General features: G+C 66.9%; 22 protein-coding genes. 7 read left to right on the top strand and 15 right to left on the bottom strand.

The genetic code is table 11. The annotated features are described in order from the left end of the window. Positions 1-53: 53 nt before the first annotated feature. On the bottom strand, positions 54-1,388 hold the full coding sequence (locus R1H25_RS07560; protein WP_010486964.1) for an MFS transporter: 1,335 nt from the start codon (positions 1,386-1,388) through the stop codon (positions 54-56). Positions 1,389-1,611: 223 nt separating this feature from the next. On the opposite strand from R1H25_RS07560, the gene yedA reads away from it, so the two are divergent. Beyond that, complete coding sequence (gene yedA / locus R1H25_RS07555; RefSeq protein WP_317223220.1) at positions 1,612-2,517, top strand: drug/metabolite exporter YedA; 906 nt, start codon at positions 1,612-1,614, stop codon at positions 2,515-2,517. After that, positions 2,514-3,413 carry an EamA family transporter RarD gene (gene rarD / locus R1H25_RS07550; RefSeq protein WP_088480275.1) on the top strand — a complete coding sequence of 300 codons (900 nt, stop codon included), beginning with the start codon at positions 2,514-2,516 and terminating at the stop codon, positions 3,411-3,413. Before yedA ends, rarD begins: the two co-directional genes overlap by 4 nt. A 158-nt stretch (positions 3,414-3,571) precedes the next feature. On the opposite strand, the gene R1H25_RS07545 is transcribed toward rarD, so the two are convergent. The 5 genes from R1H25_RS07545 to R1H25_RS07525 all read right to left on the bottom strand — a co-directional run bounded on the left by R1H25_RS07545 (position 3,572) and on the right by R1H25_RS07525 (position 11,339). Continuing rightward, positions 3,572-6,430: a TonB-dependent receptor domain-containing protein gene (locus R1H25_RS07545; RefSeq protein ID WP_317223219.1), complete on the bottom strand. Its 2,859-nt coding sequence runs from the start codon at positions 6,428-6,430 to the stop codon at positions 3,572-3,574. Between the two features lie 359 nt (positions 6,431-6,789). Further along, a complete protein-coding gene (locus R1H25_RS07540; protein ID WP_317223218.1) occupies positions 6,790-8,112 on the bottom strand; it encodes an ABC transporter permease in 1,323 nt (440 codons plus the stop codon). 13 nt (positions 8,113-8,125) lie between these two features. Further along, positions 8,126-9,283, bottom strand: a complete 1,158-nt coding sequence (locus R1H25_RS07535; RefSeq protein WP_049448254.1) for an ABC transporter permease — start codon at positions 9,281-9,283, stop codon at positions 8,126-8,128. Between the two features lie 14 nt (positions 9,284-9,297). Continuing rightward, on the bottom strand, positions 9,298-9,987 hold the full coding sequence (locus R1H25_RS07530) for an ABC transporter ATP-binding protein (protein WP_004137569.1): 690 nt from the start codon (positions 9,985-9,987) through the stop codon (positions 9,298-9,300). A gap of 101 nt (positions 9,988-10,088) precedes the next feature. After that, positions 10,089-11,339, bottom strand: a complete 1,251-nt coding sequence (locus tag R1H25_RS07525) for an efflux RND transporter periplasmic adaptor subunit (protein WP_317223217.1) — start codon at positions 11,337-11,339, stop codon at positions 10,089-10,091. Between the two features lie 202 nt (positions 11,340-11,541). Here R1H25_RS07525 and R1H25_RS07520 point away from each other — a divergent pair, with 202 nt between their 5' ends. The 4 genes from R1H25_RS07520 to R1H25_RS07505 are packed head-to-tail and all read left to right on the top strand — an operon-like array spanning position 11,542 to position 15,037. After that, a complete protein-coding gene (locus R1H25_RS07520; RefSeq protein WP_317223216.1) occupies positions 11,542-12,438 on the top strand; it encodes an ABC transporter ATP-binding protein in 897 nt (298 codons plus the stop codon). Then, positions 12,435-13,217: an ABC transporter permease gene (locus R1H25_RS07515; RefSeq protein ID WP_317223215.1), complete on the top strand. Its 783-nt coding sequence runs from the start codon at positions 12,435-12,437 to the stop codon at positions 13,215-13,217. Before R1H25_RS07520 ends, R1H25_RS07515 begins: the two co-directional genes overlap by 4 nt. A gap of 6 nt (positions 13,218-13,223) precedes the next feature. Next, the gene (locus R1H25_RS07510; protein ID WP_317223214.1) at positions 13,224-14,438 is read left to right on the top strand and encodes a sensor histidine kinase; all 1,215 of its coding nucleotides are present in this window, start codon (positions 13,224-13,226) and stop codon (positions 14,436-14,438) included. Then, positions 14,435-15,037, top strand: a complete 603-nt coding sequence (locus R1H25_RS07505; RefSeq protein ID WP_317223213.1) for a response regulator transcription factor — start codon at positions 14,435-14,437, stop codon at positions 15,035-15,037. The genes R1H25_RS07510 and R1H25_RS07505 overlap by 4 nt, the downstream gene beginning before the upstream one ends. Before the next feature lie 573 nt (positions 15,038-15,610). Here R1H25_RS07505 and R1H25_RS07500 read toward each other — a convergent pair. From R1H25_RS07500 to R1H25_RS07460, 9 genes are all read right to left on the bottom strand, one after another. After that, on the bottom strand, positions 15,611-16,147 hold the full coding sequence (locus tag R1H25_RS07500; RefSeq protein WP_317223212.1) for a cytochrome b: 537 nt from the start codon (positions 16,145-16,147) through the stop codon (positions 15,611-15,613). Beyond that, positions 16,144-17,247, bottom strand: coding sequence for a catalase family peroxidase (locus R1H25_RS07495; RefSeq protein WP_317223211.1), 1,104 nt, complete (start codon positions 17,245-17,247; stop codon positions 16,144-16,146). Before R1H25_RS07495 ends, R1H25_RS07500 begins: the two co-directional genes overlap by 4 nt. Positions 17,248-17,383: 136 nt before the next feature. Continuing rightward, complete coding sequence (locus R1H25_RS07490) at positions 17,384-18,751, bottom strand: M17 family metallopeptidase (RefSeq protein ID WP_317223210.1); 1,368 nt, start codon at positions 18,749-18,751, stop codon at positions 17,384-17,386. A gap of 3 nt (positions 18,752-18,754) precedes the next feature. Beyond that, the gene (locus tag R1H25_RS07485) at positions 18,755-19,474 is read right to left on the bottom strand and encodes an HAD-IA family hydrolase (RefSeq protein ID WP_317223209.1); all 720 of its coding nucleotides are present in this window, start codon (positions 19,472-19,474) and stop codon (positions 18,755-18,757) included. Positions 19,475-19,505: 31 nt separating this feature from the next. Next, on the bottom strand, positions 19,506-20,615 hold the full coding sequence (locus tag R1H25_RS07480; RefSeq protein WP_107378977.1) for an AI-2E family transporter: 1,110 nt from the start codon (positions 20,613-20,615) through the stop codon (positions 19,506-19,508). A gap of 67 nt (positions 20,616-20,682) precedes the next feature. Continuing rightward, positions 20,683-21,144, bottom strand: a complete 462-nt coding sequence (locus R1H25_RS07475; RefSeq protein ID WP_317223208.1) for a protein sip-5 — start codon at positions 21,142-21,144, stop codon at positions 20,683-20,685. Further along, a complete protein-coding gene (locus R1H25_RS07470) occupies positions 21,141-21,611 on the bottom strand; it encodes a phage holin family protein (protein WP_057499892.1) in 471 nt (156 codons plus the stop codon). The genes R1H25_RS07475 and R1H25_RS07470 overlap by 4 nt, the downstream gene beginning before the upstream one ends. Before the next feature lie 8 nt (positions 21,612-21,619). Next, a complete protein-coding gene (locus R1H25_RS07465; protein WP_032128158.1) occupies positions 21,620-21,985 on the bottom strand; it encodes a hypothetical protein in 366 nt (121 codons plus the stop codon). 101 nt (positions 21,986-22,086) lie between these two features. After that, the gene (locus R1H25_RS07460) at positions 22,087-23,520 is read right to left on the bottom strand and encodes a Do family serine endopeptidase (RefSeq protein WP_049448706.1); all 1,434 of its coding nucleotides are present in this window, start codon (positions 23,518-23,520) and stop codon (positions 22,087-22,089) included. A 489-nt stretch (positions 23,521-24,009) separates the two neighbouring features. Between R1H25_RS07460 and R1H25_RS07455 the strand changes: the two genes are divergently transcribed. Then, positions 24,010-24,918 (top strand): histone, encoded by a 909-nt coding sequence (locus R1H25_RS07455; protein ID WP_317223207.1) that lies wholly within the window; start codon positions 24,010-24,012, stop codon positions 24,916-24,918. Positions 24,919-24,937: the final 19 nt, after the last annotated feature.

Raw genomic sequence — 24,937 nt, 5'->3', positions numbered from 1 at the left:
GAGACGCAGCGGCCACCGGCAGTGCACCGGTGGCCGCGATCAGGGCAACGCGCCTACTTGCGGGTGCCGTCGAGCCAGTTCGGGCCCTTGTTGGTGAGGAAGAACACATAGACCACCAACGATACCGCGATCGTGGCGGTCACGTAGATGGCGAACCAGTCGACGTGGCCGGTCTTCAGCGCGCCCTGGTAAAGCAGCGGGGCGGTGCCGCCGAACAGCGAGTTGGCCAGCGCATAGCCCAGGCCCACGCCCAGTGCACGCACGTGGGTGGGGAACAGCTCGGCCTTCACCACCGCGTTGATGGAGGTGTAGCCGGTGAGGATGACGAAGGCCATCGCCAGGGTCAGGAACGCCAGGGTGGCGTCATGCTGGTGCGGCAGCTGGGTGATCAGGTACCAGCTGTACAGCACGCCACCGACGCCGAAGAACACCAGCAGGGTCTTGCGGCCGATGATGTCCGACAGCCAGCCGCCGACCGGCTGCAGCACCATCAGGAACGCCAGCACGCCCAGGTTGATCAGGGTGCCGGTCATCGGGTCGTTGCCGGCGAAGGCGCTCTGGATCATCTTCGGGCCGTTCACCGAGTAGGTGTAGAAGGCCACGGTGCCACCGGCGGTGATCAGGAAGCACAGCAGCAGCGGCCGCCACTGGTGCACGAACAGTTCGTACATCGAACCGGACTTCTGCGCCTTGCCCTCGCGCGCGGCCTCGATGGACGACTCCGACAGCGACTCGTCCATGCCCCGGCGCAGCCAGAACACCACCACCGCGGCGATGCCGCCGATGCCGAAGGCGATGCGCCAGCCCCACTCGGAGATTTCCGGCTTGCCCCAGAAGGTCAGCATCAGCAGCAGGGTCAGCTGGGCCAGCACATGGCCGCCGACCAGGGTGACGTAGTGGAAGGAGGACAGGAAGCCGCGGCGGCCGGGAATGGCGGCCTCGGACATGTAGGTGGCGCTGGCACCGTACTCGCCACCGGTGGCGAAGCCCTGCAGCAGACGCGCGAACAGCAGGATCACTGCAGCCCAGATGCCGATGCTGGCGGCGGTGGGGGTGATGGCGATGAGGAACGAGCACAGCGCCATCAACGTGACCGAGACAGTCAGCGCCAGGCGGCGGCCGTGGCGGTCGGCGAAGCGGCCGAAGAACCAGGCGCCGATCGGGCGCATCAGGAAGGTCGCCGCGAAGATCGCCCACACGTACATCGTGGAGTTCTTGTCGTCGGGCGAGAAGAACTGCGATTCGAAGTACACGGCGAACACCGAGTACACGTAGACGTCGTACCACTCCACCAGGTTGCCGGCGGAGCCTTTGAGGGTATTGGAGATCGACCGCCGCAGGGCGGCGCGGTCGTTTGCGGGGACAGCAGGTTGGGACGTGGTGCTCATCTGGGTGGGAATCCTCGATGCGGCGCGTCCGTGCGCAGGGAAAACGGCGCCCGGCCTTGGGGCGGCGCGGCCGGGCAGCCCTCTTGGTACTGCATCGACCGTCAACACGGGGTAGCAGACCAGAGCAGGGTGCATGGATGGATGACAGCGTGCCACCGTATGGGGTCCCGGACCATACTCAAAACGTCCTAGAATCCGCTTTCCCCCGGCTCCCTGGTGTGTCATGTCGGCTCCCCCCTCTTCGTCTGCGGCTGCCCCCCGGGGTGGCCTTGTCGCGCTGGCACTGCTGCTGGTCTACGTGGTCTGGGGTTCGACCTACCTGGGCATCGCCAAGGCCCTGCACGGCGGCGCACTGCCGCTGACGATGGTCTCCGGCAGCCGCTTCATCATTGCCGGCGGCCTGATGTTCCTTGCGCTGCGCTTGTTCTGGAAGCTGCCGAACCCGACCCTGCGGCAATGGCGTAACCTGGTCATCATGGGTGTGACCATGCTGGTACTGGGCAACGGCATGGTGGTGCTGGCCGAGCGCGAGGTGTCCTCGGGCCTGGCCGCCACGGCGGTGGCCTCGGTGCCGCTGTGGATGGCGCTGTTTTCGGCGCTGCGCGGCCAGCATGCCAGCCGCGGTGAGTGGCTGGGCATCGCCATCGGCTTCCTCGGAGTGGTCTGGCTCAATGCCGGCAGCAGCCTGACCGCTTCGCCGACGGGGCTGGTGCTGCTGCTGATCGCGCCGATCGGCTGGGCGTTCGGTTCGGTGTGGGCGCGTGGGCTGGACCTGCCGGGCCCGTTCATGACCGCTGCCGGGCAGATGGTCTGCGGCGGCGTGCTGCTGGTGCTGATCGGCCTGGCGGTGGGCGAGCGCCCGACCACGCTACCCGACACCGGCGGCCTGCTGGCGATGGCCTACCTGTGCGTGTTCGGCTCCATCGTCGCCTTCACCGCCTACGTGTGGCTGCTGCAGAACGTGCGCCCGGCGCTCGCGGGCAGCTACGCGTACGTCAATCCGGTGATCGCGGTGCTGCTGGGCGCACTGCTCAACGGTGAACGATTCGGCTGGCGCGACCTGCTGGCGATGGTGGTGATACTTCTGGGTGTGGTGGTACTGACAATGGCAAGGACGCGAAAGAGATGAGCATGGATGAGAAAGAACAACGCCGGGGCCTGTTGATCACTGCCTCCACCTTCGTGCTGTGGGGGCTGGTGCCGGTGTACTGGCATCTGCTCAACGAAGTGCCCTCGTTCCAGATCATCGCCCATCGCATCATCTGGAGCGCCGTGCTGGTGCTGGCCTGGCTGCTGATCGCCTCGCGGCTGGGCTGGTGGAAGAAGATCGCCGCGCAGCCGCGCGCGCTGCCGATCCTGGCGGTATCGAGCCTGACCATTGCCTTCAACTGGGGCCTGTACATCTGGGCGATCAACGCAGGGCATGTGATCGAAACCAGCCTGGGCTACTTCATCAACCCGCTGGTGAACGTTCTGCTGGGCGTGCTGGTGCTGAAGGAGCGCCTGCGCCGCGTGCAGTGGCTGGCGGTAGCCATTGCAGCGGTGGGCGTGGCCTGGCTGACCCTCGATGCGGGCACGCCGCCGTGGATCGCGCTGGGCCTGGCGTGCTCGTTCGGCTTGTACGGCCTGCTGCGAAAGCTGGTGTCGGTTGATCCGGTGGCCGGGCTGGGCGTGGAAAGCCTGTATCTGTTCCTGCCCGCGCTGGGCTTCGCGCTGTGGTCGGAAAACGGCCATGGCGGTGGCTTCTTCGGTGGCTGGGGCTGGGCCAACGATCTGATGCTGATCTTCGGCGGGGTGATCACGGCGGTGCCGCTGATCGGCTTCGCCTACGGGGTCAAGCGCATCCCGCTGTCGCTGGTCGGCATCCTGCAGTACATCGCACCGAGCCTGCAGCTGCTGCTGGGCGTGTTCTTCTTCCATGAAGCGTTCGACACGGCCAAGGCGATCGGTTTTGCCGCGATCTGGGCCGGCCTGGTGCTGTTCGTCGGTGACAACATCCGCACGATGCGCGCTGCAAGGCGCTGACTGGGCCTGCGTCGGATGGGACGGGGTCAGAGCCCTTCGCAGGGCGAAGGGATCCGACCCCCGCTTCCCGAAAAAAAGAACGGCGCCCCGAGGGGCGCCGTTCTGCTTCCGTCCACCGCCAGGAGAGAGATGGCGGTGGCGGGAACGCGGTTGCAGCCTTAGAAGCGCTGCTGGTACTTCATGTACATGAAACGACCGATGTCGAAGCCACCGTAGTAGGTGAAGCTGCTGTTCGGCTGGCTGTACATGATCGGACCCTGGTGGTCGAACACGTTGTTCACGCCCAGCGACACGGTGCCGTCCCACGGCAGGCTGTAACGCACCTGCAGGTCGTGGAAGGTGTTGGAGCCCACCTTGCGGCTCGGCTGCGCATCGGTATACGGCGAGACGAAGCCAGCCATGTTGCAGTCCGGGCCACCGCCCAGATCGTACGAGCAGGCTTCCTTCATGCCCGAGTAGTAACGGGCGGTCCAGCCGATGCCCAGATCGCCGTACTGCCAATCCAGGTTGAAGGTCGAACGCACGCGGAAGTTGCCCTGCCAGCCGGTCTTCTGCTCCACCGGCGTGGTGGCGGCGCTGTCGTTGCGCTGCTCCAGGTAGTCGGTGTAGGTGGTGTTCCAGTTGACGGCGAACTTGCCGTACGCGGTTTCCGGCAGGCGGTAACGCACACCGATGTCATAACCGGCGGTTTCGCGGTAGCCGGCGTTGACCAGCGAGCGATCCAGTGCCGAGACCTGGCCACGGGTGGCCGCTGCGGTGGAACGGGTGAAGCGACCGCAGGCCGAATCCACACCCTGCACGTAGCACTGGTTGAGGATATCGGTGGCCGACTCGCCGACGATGGCGTTGTTGATGCGGATCTTCCACCAGTCCAGGCTGACGTCCAGGCCCTGCACGAATTCCGGGCTGTAGACCAGGCCGACGGTCCAGGTCTTGGCGGTTTCCGGCTTCAGTTCCGGGTTGGAACCCGAGTTGAAATCGGAGGTGGCCTGCTGGCCCGGGCGGTTGGCAAGGTTGCCGTCCGCACCGGTCTGCTGACGGAAGTTGGCGGGCACATTCAGCGCCTTGCAGCGTGCTGCCACGGTCGGGCTGCTGGCGGCGATGCCGAACTTCGTATCACACGGATCGGTGAACGAATCGCGGCTGGACACTGCGCCGCCGTACAGATCGTCCACGGTGGGTGCACGGAAGCCGGTACCGTAGGTCGCGCGCACCAGCAGGCTGTCGATCGGCTTCCACTTCAGGCCGAACTTGCTGTTGGTGGTCGAACCGAAGGTGTTGTAGTCGGTGTAACGACCGGCCAGGTCCAGCGACAGTTCACGCGCGAACGGCAGGTCGGCCAGCAGCGGCACCTGCATTTCCAGGTAGACCTCGTTGAGCGAGTAATCGCCACGGGTCGGCTGGCCGGTGGTGCCGGCGATCTGGCCCTTCTGCACCATCAGGTCCGGGGTATAGCTGGCTTCTTCGGTGCGGTGCTCGAAGCCCATCGCACCCATGATGTCACCGGCCGGCAGAGTGAACAGCGAGCCGGAGATGTTGGCGCTGGCCACCTTGGTGGTGCTCTTCATCTTGTCGACGAAGCGGGTGAACAGGTAGTCCTGTACGTCCTGGTTACTCAGCGAGCCCGGGCCCGCATAGCCCATGGGCGCGGCCGGGTTCCACGGCACGCAGCCGGCGATCACTGCACCCGGGGTGCCGCAGCGTGCCACGGTGCCATCCATGAAGGACGGGCCGACCGCCAGGTCGACGTGCGGCTGGTACATGCTGCCGGTACCGATGCGCTCGCCTTCGTTGCGGTTGTACATGTAGCTGACGTTCCAGTCCCAGTAACGCGAACCGGTTTCGAAGCTGCCTTCCAGGCCGATGCTGGCACGCTTGGTGTCCAGGTTGTTCTCGGTGCCGCGCGGCAGTTCTTCAGTGCGGTGCGAGAACAGGACGTCCTGGCCCCACTTGTTGAAGGTGCTGTCCTTGGACAGGGCGGCACGGGTGCCATTGCGGGCCTGTGCGGCCGATACCGAGTACGGGTAGCCGGCCAGGTGCTTGGTGGACTCGCGCTTGCTGTACAGCGCGTCGGCCACGATGCGCAGGTTGTCGGTGATCGAGAAACCACCGTTGGCGAACACCGAGGTGCGCTCCAGACCGCTCAGCAGGCTCATGTTGGTCTTGGCGTTGGCACCATCCGCCGGGTCCGGGGTGTGGAAGTTGCCGGCCTGGCTCGGATCACCGCCCGGGCCCACGGTCAGCGGCTTGCCGCCGACGGTGACGGTGCCCCATTGGGTGGTCGGGCTCAGGGCGTCGACGTCATCGGCGTGGCGCGGGCCACCCGGGTAGCGGCTGAACTCGCGCTCGCTGCCGAGGATCTCGTCTTCCTTGGTGCGCTCGGCGCCGACGCTGAACCAGCCGCGGTCGAAGGTCTTGCCGAAGGTGGCGCTGTAGGAGCGCTTCTGGCCGTCGCCTTCACCGTACTGGCCGACGTAGACGCTGGCTTCGCCGCCGTCGAAGTTCTTGCGGGTGATGATGTTGACCACACCGGCGATGGCGTCCGAGCCGTACAGCGCCGAGGCACCGTCGGTCAGCACTTCCACGCGCTCGACGATTGCCGAGGGAATCGAAGCCAGGTCGGAGTAGCCACCGGCGCTGACGCCCATGCGGCGGCCGTCGATCAGCACCAGGCTGCGTTCCGGGCCGAGGTTGCGCAGGCTGACGTAGGTGCCGCCGAAGTCACGCGAAGAACTCAGCGACGACGAGCGGCTCAGGCTCGGAGCACCGGCGGCGGTGACGTCCTGCAGGATGTCGGCGACGTTGATGTAGCCCTTCTTCTCGATCTCGGCGCGGTTGAGCGCGACGACCGGCTGTGCGGTTTCGACACTGGCCTGGCGGATGCGCGAGCCGGTGATTTCGATGCGGTCGAGGTTGGTCGGGGTTTCGCCGGCGCTCTGTGCGAAGGCGGGGGTGGTGCAGCTGGCAGCCAGCGCGATCACGATCGCGTTGCGCAGCGGATTGGTTTTCAGGGACATCCGTGACATCTCGTGTTTCAGGAAAAACAAGCGCCCGTTCTCTGGACGCGTGGGGTGCTGCAAACCAACGTGGGGGGCGCGATTCTAGAGTGTTTCCATTCGTAACTGTTTGTCTCTGCGCCGCGGATGGGCGCGAAAATGAATCGCAACCAACAATCCACAGATCGGTTGTGCGCAGCGTCACGCGCGCTGCGTTTGCGATGGGCAGAGGCACCGATAGCGGCGGATTTCCTGCAATCTGTAGCCACGCGTATACGTCGGCATCCATCCACGCCACGCGTGGATGACACTCAAACAAAAAGGGACGGAGCGTTCGCTCCGTCCCCCTGCGCGATGCGCGTGGTATCGCTGCGAAATGCTCAGGTTTCGCGCAACGCCGTGGTGATCGGCAAACGCGCCGCGCGCAGCGCCGGGAACAGGCCGCCGACCAGGCCGATACCCAGCGCCCATTTCAGTCCGGTCCACAGCAGTTCCGGCGAAACATGGAACTTGAACACCACCGCGCTGAAGTTGCTGCCGATGGTGGACACGCTGTAGCCATTGAACAGCAGCCAGGCCACCGCGCATCCCAGCAGGCCGCCCAGCAGCGCCAGCAGCATCGTCTCCAGCATCACCGCAGTGACCACCGGCAGGCCACGGAAGCCGATCGCACGCATCGTGGCGATCTCGCGTGCGCGCGTGGCCACGGCGGCATACATCGTGTTGAGCGCGCCGAACACCGCGCCCACCGCCATGATCGTGCCGATCACCTTGCCAAGGATGTCGATCAGCTTGGTCAGCCCGCCGCCCTGCTTGCTGTAGTAGACGCGGGTGGTTTCCACGTCCAGCTTCAGGCGCGGATCGGCGGCGACTGCCGCCTTGAACTGCTCGAAGCCTGCCTTGCCATCGGTACGCACGCTGATCGACTGCCAGGCGCTGCGCTGGTAGGTGGTGGCCAGCGTATCGGCGTCGGTCCACAGCTCCGAATCATGCGCATCGCCGGTGGCGAACACGCCGACCACGGTCCAGGTCTGGTTGCCCAGGGTCAGCGTCTTGCCAACGTCAAGATCGCGGAACTGGCCCTTTGCGCCCTGGCCGACCACGATCTCGCGCAGGCCAGTGGCGAACTTGCGGCCTTCGACAATCTTGACCTTGTCATGCACCGCCCACGCCTGCGGGCCGACGCCGCGGAACTGCGCGTTGACGTCGGTGCCATCGGACTTCGACACCAGGTTGACCACCTGCGACAGCTCCGGTGACAGCAGCGGCCGGCCTTCGGCATCGCGAGTGATGCCGGGCAGGGTGGACAGCGTCGGCACCTGTTCGCGGGTGATGACCGAATTGGTTTCGGCCTGCGAGCCGCCACGCAGCACGATGGCGGTGGTGTCATCGCCGGTGTTGTTGAGCGTGGCCTGGAAGCCTTCGCCCATCGCCAGCATCGCCACCAGCACGCCGACCACGCCGGCGATGCCGACCACGATCACCGAGGACGCGCCCCAGCGCTGCGGCAGGCTGGCCACGCCGATGCGGGTGGCGGCCAACGCCAGCCGTCCACTGCGGGTCAACAGCAGCCACAGCGCTACCAGCACGGCCACGGCCAGCACGCCAAACCACGGCAGGCTGATCCACAGCACCAGGCCGACCGCCAGCAGCAGCACCATCACACCGTTGCCCAGCCACTTCTTCAGTTTGCTCTTGAACATGTCGGTGTCCTCCTCAGCGGCCGGCCAGTGCGTCGACGATCTTCAGGCGCTTGGCGCGCAGCGCGGGCAGCAACCCGACGATGATGCCGATCACCACGATCAGGCCCAGCCCCATCAGCCAGGTTGGGGTTGGCACGTGTGGCGGCAGCATGCCCATGCTCTTCGGGCCGATGGCCGGCAGGATCAGCGCGGCCAGGCCCATGCCGATCAGGCCGCCCAGGCCGATCAGCAGCACCGACTCCACCATCACCAGGGTCAGCACGGTGCTGTCCTTGAAGCCCAGCGTCTTCAGCGTGGCCAGTTCGGGCACGCGCTCGCGCACCGCCTGCGCCATGGTGTTGCCGGTCAACAGCAGCAGGGTGAAGAACACCGCACCCATGATCGAAGTGACGATCATGCCGATATCCGCGAACTGCTTGACGAAGGCCTGCTGGAACGCCGATTCGGTCTGGGTCTTGGTCTCGTGGTCGGAGTTGGCCGAGATCGCATCGATGGCCTGTGCCACCCGCGAGGAGTGGTCCGGGTTGTCCAGCGTCACCGTGTACCAGCTCACCTGGTTCTTGATGTAGTCGTTGGACTCATCGAAGTACTTCCAGTTCATCATCAGTTGGCGTTCTTCGTTGGCCGCCAGCGCACGGTCCTTTGAACGGTAGATGCCCTTCAGTTCCAGCGGCCAGTCGTTGCTGCCGCCGCGCGGGAAGATCGTGGCCTGCAGCGGGATGGTGTCGCCGATCTTCCAGCCGAACTGCTTGGCCAGGGTTTCGCCGACGATGGCGCCGGTGCGGGTCTGCTTCCAGTCTTCCAGCTGCGCCGGGTCGATCTGCAGTTCGCGGTAGACATCGAAGTAGTTGGGCGACACCGAGAAATTCGGGAAGAAGTTCTTCGGATCCTGGTAGATGCCGCCGAACCACATGCCATAGGCCACGTCGCGCACGCCGGCTACCTGGCGGATCTGCGCTTCAAGGCGGATCGGCAGCGACTGGGTGATCGACAGTCGCGAAGCCACCACCAGACGGTTGGCGCCTTCCACGCTGCCACCGGAAGTGAACGCCACGCGCACCGAGTCGAGCATGCCGAACAGCAGGAACGCGGCCACCACCGAGAGCAGGGTCAGCAGGGTGCGGGTGCGGCTGCGGAACAGCTGCGCCCAGACCAACGAGAAGTATTTCATTGCCGTGGCCTCCGTCAGTGGGCCAGCGGCGCGTCGGCCAGCTCGCCCTTGTCCAGGTGCACCGTGTGCGTGGCGTACTCGGCGGCCTTAGGGTCATGGGTGACCATGATGATGGTCTTGCCGTGTTCGCGGTTGAGCTGCTGCAGCAGGCCCAGGATCTCCTCGGCGGACTGGCGGTCGAGGTCGCCGGTCGGTTCGTCGCAGATCAGGAAGGTCGGGTCGGAGACGATCGCCCGCGCGATCGCCACGCGCTGCTGCTGGCCGCCGGACAGTTCATTGGGACGATGGCTGCGGCGGTCGGCCAGGCCGACCAGAGTCAGCGCGATCTCCGCGTTGCGCCGGCGCTGCGCGGCATTGAGGTGGGTCAGCAGCAGTGGCAGTTCCACGTTCTTCTGCGCGGTCAGCATCGGCATCAGGTTGTAGAACTGGAACACGAAGCCGACGTGATGGCTACGCCAGGTCGACAGCTGGCCGCCGCTCATCTGGTCGATGCGCTCGCCTTCGATGCTGATCTCGCCGCCACTGGGATTGTCCAGGCCGCCAATCAGGTTGAGCAGGGTGGTCTTGCCGGAGCCGGATGGGCCCATCAGCGCCACGAAGTCGCCGCTGGCGATGTCCAGGTCGATGCCGTGCAGCACCTGCACTTTCTCGGGACCACGCTGGTAGGTCTTGGTGATGTTGCGCAGTGAAACCAGGGTCGACATGGGTGGTTCTCCACGGAAGACGGGAAACGGGGAAGCGCACCTGCGGTGGCGCAGGCGTGCGTCGAGCGGTGTTGCCGGCGGCGCCCATGGGCGCCAGGCCGTTACTGCGCTTGTTTCTGTTGCACCTTGGCGCCATCGCGCAGGGTGTCCGGCGGGTTCACCACCACCGATTCACCTGCGCTCACGCCCTTGAGGATCTGGCGGTCCTTGCCCATCGCCTGGCCAGCCTCGACCGTGCGCTGCTGCACGCGGTTCTCATCACCCAGCACGAAGGCCACCGAGGCGCCCTCGCGCTGGACTACGGCGCCGCCCGGTACGCGTACGCCCTGCGGCTTGGCGGCCGCCTGCGGCTGCGCCTGTTCCAGGAAGCTGACCCGCACGCCCATCTCCGGCACGATGCGCGGGTCTTTCACCTTCAGCGCCACGCGCACCTTCACCGTGGCCTTGCCGCGGTCGGCGGTGGGGATGATGGCGATGACCTCGCCGGGAATCTTCCATTCCGGGTAGGCGTTGAGCGTGGCTTCCACCGGCATTTTCGGCTGCACGCGGCCGATGAAGGCCTCGCCCACCTCGACTTCGATCTCCAGCGAGTCCATGTCGACGATGGTGCCGATGCCGGTACGGGTGAAACCACCGCCCGCCGACAGCGGCGAAACGATTTCGCCCGGCTGCGCGGCCTTGGCGGTGACCACCCCGGAGAAGGGAGCGCGCACGATGTTGTTGTCCACGCCCAGATCGGCAATGGCCAACTGGTCGTTGGCCACCTTGACGTTGCGCTGGGCCGTTTCCAGCTGCGCACGCAGGCTGTCGCGCTGGGCCACGGCCTGGTCGTACTGCGAACGTGACACCAGCTGCTGGCCGACCAGTGCCTGCAGGCGGCTGGCCTCGGCGGTGGCCTGCTTCTGCTGCGCCTCCAGCCCGGCCACCTGGCTGCGTGCGGCCTGCAGCTGCGAGGCATACAGGCTGCGCTGGGCGTCGGCATCGATCGGGTCCAGCGTGGCCATGATCTGGCCCTGCTCCACCCGCATGCCTTCCTCGATCATCACCTCGCGCACCTTGCCGGTGATCTTGGCCGAGACCGTGGCCATGCGCCGGGCGACCACGTAGCCGCTGGCATCGAGCACCGAACTGCTGGCGTTGCCCTGCTGGATGGCCACGGCGGGCGCGGTTTCCACCTCCACGGCCGGCACGCGGCCGAACAGGAAGGCTACGGCGGCGGCGATCAGCAGCACGATCACGATGATGGCGATCCACAGCCAACGACGTCCACCGCCATTGCTGCCACCGGAGGCGGGCGGCGGCGATTTGCGGTCGATACGGAGTTCCTTCAACAGCTCGGCAGAAGCGTTCATTCGTTCCATCACAGGCATTCGGGCGGGTGTGGCCGGAAGAGCGGACGGCGGCGGTTCCGGCGGTGGAGCGTGCGGCACAGCATGAAGGCAGGTACGGCGATGACGGCAGTGACAGCTGTCACCCGATGACACTGACGGCGGCAACTGCGAAATGTGACCACGGCGGCACAGGATGGCAACGTCCCCGCTACCGGTACCGCCCATGGATCCGATCGCCCCGTCGCTGGCCCGCCTGCAGCAGGTGCAGGTGCGCTATCGCGACCATACCGCCCTGCAGGGCATCGACCTGCAGGTCCGCGCTGGCCAGGTGCTGACATTGCTGGGCCGCAACGGTGCCGGCAAGAGTACCGCGATCAGCGTGCTGTTGGGTCTGCGCCGCGCCGATGCCGGCCAGGTCGAGCTGCTCGGCGGTGACCCGCAGCAGCGCAGCCGTCGCCTCGGCCTGGGTGTGATGCTGCAGAGCACCAGCCTGCCACCGGTGCTGCAGGTGGACGAACTGGTGGCGCAGGCCAGCGCCTGCTATCCGGACCCGATGCCGTTGCAGGAGATACTGCAGCGCGCCGGTCTGCAGGTACTGGCACGCCGCCGCTACGGCCAGCTTTCCGGTGGCCAGCAGCGCGCTGTGCAGTTCGCCATCGCCCTGTGTGGCCGCCCGCGGGTGCTGTTCCTGGACGAGCCCACCACCGGACTGGACATCCAGGCGCGACAGGCGATGTGGCAGGCGATCCGGCAGCTGGTGGCCGAAGGCTGCGGCGTGCTGCTGACCACCCATTATCTGGAAGAGGCCGAAGCGCTGGCACAGCAGGTGGTGGTGCTGGAGCAGGGCCGGGTGCTGGCCGACGCGCCGTTGAGCGAGCTGCGCCTGGCCGATCGGCCGCGTCGGATCCGTTGCCGCAGCGTGTTGCCCGCCGAAGACGTGCAGCAGTGGCCGGGCGTGCAGCAGGTGCAGCGCGACGGCGAGCACCTGCAGCTGCTGGCGAGCCCGGCCGAGCCGGTGGTGGCACGCCTGCTGGCCGCCGATGCGCAGCTGCGCGAGCTGGAAGTACAGGGCGCGGCACTGGCCGACGCTTTCCTCGACATGACCCGGGAGGCCGCATGAACACGATGACCCGTACCGGCACTACACCCGCGCTCGCATCTGCCTGGCGCCAGGCGCTGCGTCCGTACCGCGCCGAGCTGGTGGCCGAACTGCGCCGTGCCTGGCGCACGCCGGCGTTCGCGGTGCCCTCGCTGCTGTTCCCGGTGCTGTTCTATCTGCTGTTCGGTGTGCTGCTGGGGCGTGGTCACGCACCGCTGTACCTGCTGGCCACCTACTGTGTGTTCGGCGCGATGGCCCCGGCCCTGTTCGGCTTCGGGGTGCAGCTGGCGCTGGACCGCGAAGGCGGCCTGTTGACCCTCAAGCGCGCGCTGCCGATGCCTGCTGCAGCGCCGCTGCTGGCACGGTTGGCGATGGCAGTGATGTTCGCGCTGCTGGTGGCTTCGCTGTTGATCGGCGCGGCGCACGCGCTGGGTGGCGTGCGGTTGCAGGCGCTGCAGGTGCTGCAGCTGATGGCGGTGGCCGGACTGGCCGCGTTGCCGCTGGGGGCGATCGGCCTGCTGATCGGCAGCCATGTCAGTGCCAGCGCGGCGCCGGCGATGGTCAACCTGGTCTACCTGCCGCTGGCCCTGCTGTCGGGCCTGTGGCTGCCACTGTCGGCGCTGCCTGTGCTGTTCTCGACGATGGCACCGCTGTGGCCGACCTGGCATCTGGCGCAGCTGGCGCTGCCGGTGGTCGGGCTGCCGTCGGCGGGCAGCATCAGGGGCCATCTGCTGGTGCTGCTGGCGGTCACGGTGGTGGCGCTGCTGTTGGCACGGCGTCGCCTGCGCCGGATCGGCTGAACTGGCATGATCGGCAACGTTCGTCCCCGCCTGGATCCTCCCGTGTCGTTGAGCTGGCTTGCGTCCCTGCTGCGCCCTGCGCCGGATTCGGCCGTGGCCGAACTGCTGCGACGTGGCAAGTCGCCCTGGAGCGGAGCGATCCACCTGCTGTGGTCGGTATGGATCTTCCTCACCCCGGTGCTCGGCAATGGCTTCACGCTGCGCTGGCTGCTGCTGACCCTGGCCAGCTATCCGCTGTTCCTGCTGCTCTATGCCAAGGTGATGCTGGCACCCCGGCACCATGGGTGGCGCTATGCGCTGGGCATGATCGTGCTCGCTCTGGTACTGCTGCCATGGTACCCGTCGGGTCTGAGCTACTTCGTGTTCGGTTGCGTGATGATCCGCATGAGCAGCCGTGGTGGTTGGTGGGTGTACCTGTTGCAGCTTACCGGGCTGAACCTGTTGTTCTGCGGTGCTGCGCTCTACTTCGGCTATCCGTGGCAAGCCATGGTGTGGATGCCGGCAGTGTCGTTCATTGTCGGGCTGGTGGTGAACGTGGAGGCCTTGAGCCAGCAGCGCGACGTTGCCCTGCAGCTGTCGCAGGACGAAGTGCGGCGGCTGGCGACAACTGCCGAGCGCGAACGCATCGGCCGCGACCTGCACGACCTGCTCGGTCACACCCTCTCGCTGATCACCTTGAAGCTGGAACTGGCACGCAAGCTGTACGACCGCGATGACGCGCGTGCACGGCAGGAGATCGGTGAGGCCGAGGCCATCGCCCGCGAAGCGCTGGCACAGGTGCGCAGCGCGGTGACCGGTATCCGTGCCAGCGACCTGGCCGGCGAACTGGCGTCGGCCCGTCTGCTGCTGGAATGCCAGCAGGTGCACCTGCAGTACACGACGCCACCGCCGATGCCGGTGGACGTGGAACGTGGACTGGCGCTGGTACTGCGCGAGGCCGCAACCAACATCGTGCGCCATGCGCAGGCGACCCGCGTGCAGGTGGATTTCATGCTGGAGGACCGACAGTTGGCGATGCAGATACGCGATGACGGACGCGGTGGCGTGCAGGCCGAGGGCAATGGGCTGTGCGGCATGCGCGAACGTGCGGCGGCGCTGGGTGGGCAGCTGACGCTGCAGTCGCCCCGCGGCGAAGGCACGCTGCTGACCGTGCGCGTGCCCTTGGGGGCCGCCACCATGCCGCTGTCCTCGGCATCGCCGGCACAGGGGGGACCCGCATGATCCGCATTCTGCTGGCCGAGGACCAGGCGATGGTGCGCGGCGCGTTGTCGGCGCTGTTGGGGTTGGAGCCTGATATCGAGGTGCTGGGCAGCGCGGCCGACGGCGAAGCTGCGTGGCGGATGCTGCAGCAGCTGAAGCCGGACATCCTGGTCACCGACATCGAGATGCCGGGCCTGTCCGGGCTGGAGCTGGCGCAGCGCATCGCCCGCCATGAGCTGCCGATCAAGGTGGTGATCGTGACCACCTTCGCCCGCGCCGGTTTCCTGCGCCGCGCGCTGGAGGCGGGCGTGCTGGGCTACCTGCTGAAGGACGCACCGGCCGAGAACCTGGCCGATGCACTGCGCAAGGTGAAACAGGGCATCCGTGCGATCGACCCGCAGCTGGCGCTGGATGCGTGGTCGCAGGCCGATCCGCTGACCGACCGCGAGCGCCGTGTGCTGCGTCTGGCAGGGGAGGGCCGAACCGCCAGCGAGATTGCCGAACAGCTGGGGTTGTCGCACGGTACGGTGCGCAATTACCTGTCCGAGTGCATCGGCAAGCTGGGCGTGGCCAACCGGATCGAGGCGTATCGGCTGGCGCGGCAGAAGGGGTGGTTGTAGGGGCGTGCGCCGACGCAGGTAGCGCCGGGCGCTGCCCGGCGGATCATTTCCGCGCCTGCGGAGAGGTGTCGCTTTCTTTGCTCGTGCAAAGAAAGTAACCAAAGAAACACGCCGCCAGAGCGCGAGCCGTCGCTACGCGACGGTTCCCTGCGCTTCTCGGCGAATCAGGGGACGGCGCCGAACTCGCTGCGCTCAGACACCGGCGCCTCTGCGCCCCTGATTCCCCTGCGATGCTTGGCTCGCTCAAGGCGGACCCAACGTCAAAGGAAAAAGCTGCACCCAGTAGATCCACGCCGCGCGTGGATGCTCTTGCTGTTGATCTTGATCTTCAAGTCCGCCTTCAAGCGAGCCGAGCACCGCAGGACCGGCGAGGGCGAAGAGGCGCGGGTGTCTGAGCGCAGCGAGTTCCCGCGCCGTCCCTCGACGGACCGAGGAGCGCAGGGCACCGGCGTGCGAAGCACGTCGGCTCGCGGCCGGCGGAGCGTTTCTTTGGTTACTTTCTTTGCGCGCAAAGAAAGTGACACCTCTCCGCAGGCGCGGAAACGATCCGCCGGGAACTCCCGGCGAACCCGATCAATCCTTCCCGCGCGCCATCGCCTGGAACACCCCATCGCGCCGCACCCACAGGTGGAACAGCGCCGCACCCACGTGCATCAGCACCGTTGCGAACAGCACGTAGGCCAGCAGACTGTGCGCATTACGCAACGCGGCGTACAGCGCCGGGGTGTGTGGCACGATCGGCGGCAGATGCAGGCCGCCCCACAGCACGATCGGGTACCCACCGGCCGACAGCATCGCCCAGCCGATCAGCGGCATCGCAAGCATCAGCGCATACAACATCCAGTGCGAGGCCTTGGCCGCCAGCACCTGCCAGGCGGGCAGGTCGGAAGGCAGCGGCGGCGGGCGATGGCGCAGCCGGTTGTACAGGCGCAGCAGCACCAGCACCAAGATGGCGATGCCCAGCGGGCGATGCAGATCGATCAGCATTGGCCGCAGGTGCAGCGAGGCAACCATGGTCACGCCGATGAACAACATGGCGATGATCATCAGCGCCATGGACCAGTGCAGCACCCGCGCCAGCAGGTTGAAGTGGCCGTTGCCGGTGCTCATCGTGCGGCCTCCTTCGGTTGTTCGACGTTGCCGGTGGCGCGCTCGCGTTCGCGGCGGTTGAAGGACTGCGAATACACCGCCGAGCGGGCGGCCAGGATCGGATCGTCACTGCCGCGCACGCCGCTGGGCAGGATCAGCGGATCGAAGTTGATCTGGCCGCACGCACCCTGTTCCTGCGACTGCATGCGGTCCAGGCTGAGTACGCCGGCTACCACCTGATCGCGCGACTCGGGCCACGGTACGGACGGATCATCGATGGCATCGCCAGGCTCGGCGGTAGTAACCACCAGGTTCCAGCGCACCGGGCCGCTGGCCAGGCGCTGCCGCAGTTCCTGGCTGAGGAAATCGACACTGGCCTGCGTGCGCGTTTCCGCATCCATTTCCACCACCGGCGCCTGTGGCTGCCAGCGCCAGCGCACCGCGCGCTTCTGGCCCTGCGCATTGGTAAACCAGAAGCTGTTGACGCTGTTGAAGGTGGTGTCGGCCCAACTACTTGTCCACGGTGCCGTCTTGGCCCACTGCTGGAACGCCTGCGCACTGGGGTACTTGGCCAGTACGGCGGCCATCTTCTGCGGGTCGGGCTTGCCGGTGGCCGGGTCGGGAATGGAAGCACGGGTTTGTTCGAAGAAGGCTTCGGCGTTGGGCACGGCGAAGAACGGGAAGCTGTTCATCGCCATCCGCCATTCCTGGCCGTCATCGCTGACCATCTGCACCGCCAGGCTGCGTACGCGTGCGGTGTTGTCGGCGCCGTAGGGATCACCGCCGCCGATCGACAGGCGGCCCATCACCGGTACGCGTGGCTGCGAGAACACGCGGGCGCTGGACAGGGTAGGGGCTTGCGCGCTGGGTTCGAACCAGCCGCTCACGCAGATGCCCTTGCTGTGCGCGCGTCGGAAGCCCGGATGGGCCGGGCCGGTGGCCTCGATGGTGTCGGTGAAGCGCTGCGCGGTCAGGCGGTCGCCGATCCAGCCGGCCAGCCAAGCGAACGCCAGCGCGATGCCACCCAGAATGAGCGCGATCAGTGCGATCCAGGGCAGCGGCGAATGCGTGCGCGGTGTGCCCGGCGTCTGGCCGGAGCGGGTGTAGCGGAAGAGCGACATGGTCGGAGTCCTGCCTTCACGGAGCGTGTGGGTGGTCGACCCACACATCCTCGCAGAACCCGGCCGGGCCCGAAATTCAATTTTTCGTCAGATTTTCCGGGGACGGCGTGCCGACCAACGGTCGGCACCCACCCGATCAGCTATAGCGCTGCTTCAGCATTGCCCACGCCGAACGCAGCGCCAGCGCTTCGCCACCGGCCGGACGGCCCGGGCGTTCACCGTCGTTCCAGGCGTACACGTCCAGATGCGCCCAGCGCTGGCCGTCTTCCAGGAAGCGTTCCAGGTACAGCGCGGCGGTAACCGAACCGGCCATGCGCGAGCCGGCGTTGGCCAGATCGGCGATGCCACTGGTCAGGTAACGCAGGTAGGGGCGCCACAGCGGCATGCGCCAGACCGGGTCGCGGGTCGCATCACCAGCCTGCAGCCATTGCTGCGCCACGCTGTCGTCATTGCTGAAGAGCGCCGGCAGATCCGGGCCAAGCGCGATGCGCGCGGCGCCGGTGAGGGTGGCGAAGTCCAGCACCAGGTCCGGTTTCTGCTCGCTGGCGAAGGTCAGTGCATCGCACAGGATCACGCGGCCTTCGGCGTCGGTGTTGTCGATCTCCACGCTCAAGCCCTTGCGGGTGGCGATCACTTCGCCCGGGCGGAAGGCATCGGGACCGATCGCGTTTTCCACTGCCGGCACCAGCAGGGTCAGCCGTACCGGCAGCCCGCGTGCCATCACCAGGCCGGCCAGGGCCAGGGCATGCGCGGCGCCGCCCATGTCCTTCTTCATGTTGCGCATGCCGTCGGCCGGCTTGATGTCCAGGCCGCCGGTATCGAAGCACACGCCCTTGCCGACCAGCACCAGTGCTGGATCGGTGTCCTCGCCCCAGCGCAGCACGACCAGGCGCGGGGCGCGGTGCGATGCGCGGCCCACGGCGTGGATGGCCGGGAAATTCTGCTTCAGCAGTTCGTCGCCGGTGATCGCCTCGACCTGCGCGCCATGCGCATCGGCCAGCGCGCGTGCGGCATCTTCCAGCTGCTGCGGACCCATGTCTTCGGTCGGGGTGTTGACCCAGTCACGCACGCGCAGGCTGGCGGCGATCAGGTCGGCCACTTCGCCGGTCGGCTCAGCCACCAGGCGCGCCGGCGCACGGTGGCGCTTGCGATAGCGGTCGAAGCGGTAGCTGCCCAGGCCCCAGCCCAGCTGCAGCAGCGCCAGTTCGGCGGCCGGCAGTTCGCTGGCCAGCTGCCACACGCTGCCTTCCGGCAGGGCATGCGGGGCATGCGAATAGCTGTAGGCATCGGCACGATCACCGACACCGATCACCGCTCCGGCCAGGCCATCGGCGCCGGGCAGCAACGCCGTGGTGAAGGCACCGGCGGTGAAGCCCTGCGACGCCAGCCATGCCCGGGTGGCGGCCGGCTGGCCGTCCTTCCAGACCGCGAACTGCTCGCGGTCCAGCACGTACAGCGGCAGCGCTGCGGCGGTGTCGGCAGTGAAACCAGTGATCTCGCTCATGCGTCAGGTACTCCGGGGTGCGGCAGCGTCGAGGTTGGCATCCAACCAGTCGGCCAGGCCGGTGAGGGTGTCGAACTGCAGGTCCGGCTGCAGTTGCGGATGGGTCCAGGTGGCTGCTTCGCGGTTGATCCAGCAGCCGCGCAGGCCGGCGGCGATCGCCCCGGCCACATCCATTTCGGCGTGGTCGCCGACGTGCAGTACCTGTGCCGGCGCAACACCCAGGCGGGTGCAGGCGGCGTGGAAGATGCTCGCCTCCGGCTTGGCCGCGCCGTGTTCGCGCGCGCCCAGCTGGAAGGCGAAATGATGGGCCAGGCCGATCCGCTCCAGATCGGCATTGCCGTTGCTCAGCGCTGCCACCGGCACCCGCGCGGCAATCCGCGCCAGCGCATCGATCGCATCGGGGTAACACTCGACCTGGTTGCGCGCGGCGAAGAACACTTCATACGCCGGCTCCAGCAGCTCCAGGCTGGCACCACTGGAGTGCAGCGCTTCGTGCAGGGTCAGCCGGCGCAGTGCGCTCAGGTCGTGGTGGAGGTGCGGATGGGCGTGGTACAGGCGCTCGCGCAGTTCGCGCATCGCCGCCACCGGATACATCGCGGCCGTGGCGGGGCTGTGTTCGCGCATCCACTCGTGCAGGACTAGGTCGATGCGGGCGCCGATCGGAGCGAACGGCCACAGCGTGTCGTCAAGGTCGAGGGTGATGGCTTGGACGGGGAAATTCACCCCGCCATTCTACCCCTGCCCGCGCGGGCTTTCATTCCAGCAGCCGCGCCCAGCCCTGCATGCCGTCCAGCCGCGCCAGCACCAGCTTGATGCATACCAGCAGTGGCACCGCCAGCAGCAGCCCGATCATGCCCCAGGCCCAGCCGAACACCATCAGCGCCAGGATCAGCACCAGCGGCGACAGCTTCATGCGCCGGCCCAGCACGATCGGGGTCACCATCTGTCCCTCCAGGGTGTGCAGGGCCAGGTAGGCGGCCGCCGGCAGCAGCGCCTGCAGCGGGTCGCGGAATTCCACGAAGCCCATCAGCAGCATCAGCGCCACGCCGATCAACGGACCCACATACGGCGCAAAATTCAGCAGTGCGGCCACCGTGCCCCACAGCAGCGCTTCCTGCAGGCCGATGCCGAGCAGCATCAGCACGCCGGCGAACACCAGCCCGACCAGGGTGTTTATCACGCTGATGGTCAGCACGTAACGCGAGACCTCGCGCTCGATTGAACGCAGGATGTCCGTGGTGAAGCGCTGCTGCTGGCGATTCGGGAACAGGGCGATCGCCGCGCGCTGCAGGCTCTGCCCGTAGATCATGAAGAACAGGGTCAGCAGCACCACCGCCAGCACCGAGGCGGCCAGTCGCGGCGCACGGGTCAGCATGCGGTACGGGTCGTCGAGCTGGGTGCGGATCACCTGCACCTTGCGGTTGCTGTCACCACCGGCCACGCGGGCGAAGTTTTCCGCAGCCTGGTTGGCCTGCTGCACCGGTTTGGTCAGGTCCTGCACCTGGCGAGCGACCTTGCGCAGCTGCTGCGGCGCTTCCTGCGCCCACTCCATCGCCGGCCCGATCAGCTGCACGGCCAGCGATCCGGTCACGCCCAGGCCGGCGCCAAGGATCAGCAGCGCGCCCAGCGCACGCGGAATCCACAGCTTCTGCAGCAGGCGCAGGATCGGATTGCCGACCAGCGCGAAGAACATCGCCAGCAGCACCGGCAGGATGATGTCCTGCGCGGCCCACAGCGTGTAGCCCACCGCCAGGGTTGCCAGCACCACCAGCGACATCGGTCCGCGCGGGCGCGATGCGGGCGGCAGCGGTGCGTCGGGCTGTTCGGGGTCGGCCGGTGACGGGGACAGGAGTGACTCGCTCATCGACGCATCAACCGGAAAGGGGAGCGCATTATCCGCCGGCCGCGATCGGCGCGGCGGATTTCGTGGATCAACGTTCGGACAGCTCGGTGGCGGCTTCGGCCGGGCGCGGTTCGCGCACTTCCGGTTCCGGTGCTGCCTGCGGCTGTGGTGCTGGGGCCGGTCGAGCGCCCGCCGCCGATGCTGCGGCATGTGCCTGTTCGCTGGCGTCGTCGGCTTCTTCGGCTGCATCGTCAGCGGTGGCCGCCGCCTGTGCTGCCATCGCCGTGGCGAACGCGGCCTGCGCACTGGCGAACAGGTTCGAGACCGAACCCACCATCTGCAACCAGCGGGCACCGTTGACCTTGCCCGGGACTTCCAGTTTGCCGGCAATGAAGCCACCGGCGAGGCCGACCACCACGATGCGCAGCGGCGACCAGCCTTTTCGCCAGACGTCGCTGAGCGTGGACCAGTGGTCCTGGGTTTCGACCAGTCGCACGGTCACCACCTGTTCGCAGCGTTTGACCCGCCGCTGCAGCGCACCGAACTTCATGGCTTGCCCTCAGGCAGCTGCACATCGGCATCGGGATCGTCTTCGCTGGGCTCGTCGAACAGGCCCAGGCGTGACAACTGGCGCCGGGTGGCGTGCATGCCGGTGTGGTGGAAGAAGTAGGACACCCGCCAGATCGCATAACCGGTGACGGCCAGGCTCAGCAGCGAGGTGATCAGAAGGGCCTGCAGCCAGCTCAGGCCCCAGCTCTGCAGCAGGGCGATGAGGGTAGCGGCCATCAGCAGCCAGGCCGAGGCACCGAATACGATCGCCACGCCGGCCCAAGCCAGCGCACGGCCGAACGCGCTGCGCGCCAGCGCGAAGTCGGCCGAGGCCAACCGGCGCAGCGAACGCAGCGAATGCTTGGCCGAATCGGCGGCGGCACGACCGGCCGCGCCGACCTGACGGATGCTCTCATCCAGCGGCGGGGTGGCCGCTGGATCAGGGGTTTGCGCGTTGTCTTCGCTCACGCCGCGGCTTACTTGTCGCTGCTGCCGCGGGCCAGCTTGGCAATGATCCAGCCGGCAGCAAAGGCGACGCCGAACGAGGCCAGCGGACGTTCACGGATCAGCTCAGCGGCGCTGTCGATCAGGTCCTTGCCCTTGTCCATCAGTGCGTCGACCTGTTCCTTGGCGGCGGCACCACCGAACTCGGCGGCAGCCAGGCCGGACAGCGCGCTGTCGGACAGTTCAGCCTTGACGTTGGCCTTGCCGATACGCAGTTCGTCGCCGGCTGCGCCGGTTGCGCCCTTGATCGCACCGCCGGCGGCCGACGCGGCCTGCTTCAGGTGGGAACCGGCTTCACCCAGGTGTTCCTTCAGGTTCTCGGTATTGGTGGGGCTCATCGAATCACTCCTGTTGCGATGGGGGAACGGGTGTCGGCGGTGCCGACCTGGACTGACAGCAATAGCATTGCCGGGGTATAGGGGGTGTTACGGCAGGGCGATCACCGCATCACGAGCTGGCCCTGCTGCTGGCCATTGTTGCGCAGCACGCGTACCACCAGGGTCGGCGGGCGCTGCTGGAAGTTGGCGCGCCAGCTGGCCAGGTCGGCGAATTCGCCCACCGTGGCATCGGTGATGATGTCGCCCTGCTGCAGGCCGTTGGTGGCCGCGCGGCTGCCGCGCTTGACCTCACTGACCAGCACGCCGCCGACTCCGGACTGGCGCAGTGACTCGGGCAGATCGACGAAGGTGGCCCCGGTCAGGCGTGGGTCCAGGCTCTCGCCGGTGACCGCGCGCGCCTGTTCCTTCAGCGTTGCCTTGATCTGCAGTGGCTTGCCTTCGCGGCGTACGTCCAGCGTCAACGCGCTGCCGACCGCGGCCAGGCCTTCCACGTTGTGCAGGGCCTCGGCGCTGTCCACGCGCTGGCCATTGGCCGAGACCACCACGTCGCCCGGCTTCAGGCCGGCAGCGGCGGCGGCCGAACCGGCCAGCACGCGGGTGATCAGTGCGCCACGGGTTTCGCCCAGGCCCAGGCCCTGCGCGATCTGCGCGGTCAGGTTCTGGCTTTCCACGCCCAGCGTGCCGCGCACCACGACGCCGTGCTTGACCAGCTGGTCGACCACGCTGCGCGCCAGGTTGGACGGAATCGCCAGGCCCAGGCCGATGTTGCCGGCCATGCTGCCCTGCGGGTTGAAGCTGGCGGTATTGATGCCGACCAGCTGGCCCTGCAGATCGACCAGTGCGCCACCCGAGTTGCCCGGGTTGATCGACGCGTCGGTCTGGATGAAGTTCTGGTAGCCCAGCCCGCGGATGCCGCTGCGGCCCACCGCCGAGACGATGCCCGAGGTGACCGTCTGGCTGAAGCCGAACGGATTGCCGATCGCCACTACGAAGTCGCCCACCCGCAGCTGGTCGCTGTTGCCGAGCTTGATGTCGGTCAGGTTCTGCGCCGGGATGCGGATCAGCGCGATGTCGGTATCGCGGTCCGAACCGAGGAACTCGGCCTTGACCGTGCGCCCGTCGGCCAGTGTCACCTGTACGTCATCGGCGTTGTCGATGACATGGTGGTTGGTCAGTACCAGGCCCTCCTTGGCGTCGATGATCACGCCCGAGCCCAGCGACTCGTTGATGCGTTCCTGCGGGATGTCCGGGAACAGGCGGCGGAAGAACGGGTCGTTGAAGAAGGGGTTGCGCACGCGAACCACCTGCTTGGTGTTGACGCTGACCACCGCCGGCATCGCCTTCTCCAGCATCGGTGCCAGCGACGGTACCGCTTGCCCGGCCACCGAGGCCGGCAATGCAGCGGTGGTCGGCACGACCGCCGGCAGCGGTGCGGCATCGGCCCGGTTGTCCAGGTGCGCATTGATGCCGGTGGCAACGAAGCCACCGAAGGCGGCGGCGATTGCGAGCGTGAGCAGGGTGGGAAGCGGTCGCATGGGAGTCGGTTCGCTGGCGTGGATGGGGACGGTTCGGCCCTACGGTAAAACATGCTGAATGAGTGTGTCGCGATCTGGATAAATGCGCCATGAAAACCATAGGCCGCGAAGGGGGGGCGGAGGATGGCAACAAGGCTGTGGCGACGCCCGCAGGGGCGATTCCTGCACCACCGAAGACCATCGCACGGCGCGTGGACACAGACTGATACTTGCGCAGTTCCGCGCAACAGGGCGCCGCAATGCGTCACAGCGCGCACTGGACGCTGCATCCGTTCAACGGCACGCAACGGCCATCCTCGACCACGCGGTCGATGTGGCGTAGTCCTTAAAAAAAGGGGTTTCCTGTAAACCCGCCACTGCTGCAGCAGTGGCGGGCTACACCATTGCCGTCGCATCAGATGCGATTGCTGGTGCGTGCCCCGTTCCACGATCGTCAATGTCGGTATAGCATCGCCCCGTTTTGATACTTAAGGCCCCCAGGAGGGCAACATGAGCAACGGTAATGGTGTGTCGGTCGTGACCGACGCCGTCGAGAACGTCAAAGAAACCGCCACCAACGTTGGCGAGACCATCGCCCACGCCGCCGAAGACGCCGTGAAGTCGGTCAAGAAGACCGTCAAGCGCGCCACCAAGGCTGCCGGTACCCGCGTTGCCAAGGCCAAGAAGGCTGTGGCCAAGGTCGAGAAGACCGTTGCCAAGAAGGCCGAGAAGGCCGCCAAGTCGGTCGGCAAGACCGTTGCCAACGCCAAGAAGAAGCTGGAAGCGGCCAAGAAGAACGCCAAGGCCGAAGCCGCTGCCCTGAAGAAGGAAGTGGCCAAGAAGAAGGCAGCTGCAGGCAAGGCTGTGACCAAGAAGGCCGCCGCTGCCAAGAAGACCACCAAGGCCGCCACCAAGGCTGCCGGCAAGAAGGTCGCTACCGTGAAGAAGGCCGCCACCAAGAAGGCTGCCGTCGCCAAGAAGACCGTTGCCAAGAAGACCGTTGCCAAGAAGACCGCGGCCGCCAAGAAGGTTGTCGGCAAGAAGGTCGCCACCGCCAAGAAGGCCGTGGCCAAGAAGACCGTCGCCGCCAAGAAGGTCGCTGGCAAGAAGGCCGTGGCTGCGAAGAAGGTTGTCGGCAAGAAGGTTGCCGCCACCAGGAAGGTCGCCACCAAGAAGACCGCCGTCGCCAAGAAGGTTGTCGGCAAGAAGGCTGCCGTCGCCAAGAAGGCCGTCGGCAAGAAGACCGCCGCTGCCAAGAAGGTGGTCGGCAAGAAGGCCGCCGTTGCCAAGAAGGCAGTTGGCAAGAAGGTTGCCGCCACCCGCAAGACGGTTGCCAAGAAGGCTGCCCCGCTGAAGAAGGTCGCCGCCAAGAAGGCGCCGGCCAAGAAGACCGTGCGCAAGGTCGCCAAGCGCAAGTAATCGGGAGGCCCCCTGTTGT

The sequence above is a fragment of the Stenotrophomonas veracruzanensis genome (genome assembly GCF_032911525.1).
Lineage (GTDB): Bacteria > Pseudomonadota > Gammaproteobacteria > Xanthomonadales > Xanthomonadaceae > Stenotrophomonas > Stenotrophomonas africana.
The sequence above is the reverse complement of the archived record's forward strand: the minus strand, read 5'-3'. Positions and strand labels throughout refer to the sequence as shown.